1 protein-coding gene is annotated in these 625 nt (G+C 44.8%); it reads left to right on the top strand.

All coding sequences use genetic code 11. The annotated features are described in order from the left end of the window. Nucleotides 1-256: 256 nt before the first annotated feature. Nucleotides 257-625: copper homeostasis protein CutC (locus R7044_RS26290; protein WP_318141741.1), on the top strand; the 369-nt coding region annotated here is incomplete at its 3' end.

Raw genomic sequence — 625 nt, 5'->3', positions numbered from 1 at the left:
ATGGTTGGATGTATATATAAAGCAAAAAGCTATAGCGGGAAAACCGCAAACGCCAATCAGTCTAAGTAAAGTCCTATCGAAGCCCAGAGTATATGCTCTGGGCTTTCTTTTATCTTCAATAAATGTGCTCAAATGAGGTAACACCTAGGCGAAAACTTTACCTCTATTTCCCATCGACATCATACAGATTCTGCCTGTTGGCCCTGCTAATATCTTAGCCATAACACTTACTGTAACGTTAGTAGGATGAATCAAAGTGGTTACTCATCTAGAAGTCTGTATTGATAATATTGAATCTCTTCATTACGCCATTGCTGGTGGCGCAACTCGTATTGAGCTTTGCTCATCTCTCGCATTGGGTGGCTTAACGCCAAGCTACGGTTTTATGCAGCAAGCGGCCAAACAATCTTCTGTTCCAGTGTATGCCATGATTCGTCCACGCCAAGGCGACTTTTTCTATAACGAAGAGGAGCTAGACATGATGCGTTGGGACATCGAAGCCGCCCATCAATCTGGTTTAGATGGAGTGGTGCTAGGCGTACTGACCCAAGAAGGTGATATCCACATGCCGTTTGCCACCGCATTGTGCGAGTTTGCACAAGCACTGGGTCTTGGCATCACGTTT

Source organism: Vibrio sp. 1402 (assembly GCF_033340275.1).
The sequence above is the reverse complement of the archived record's forward strand: the minus strand, read 5'-3'. Positions and strand labels throughout refer to the sequence as shown.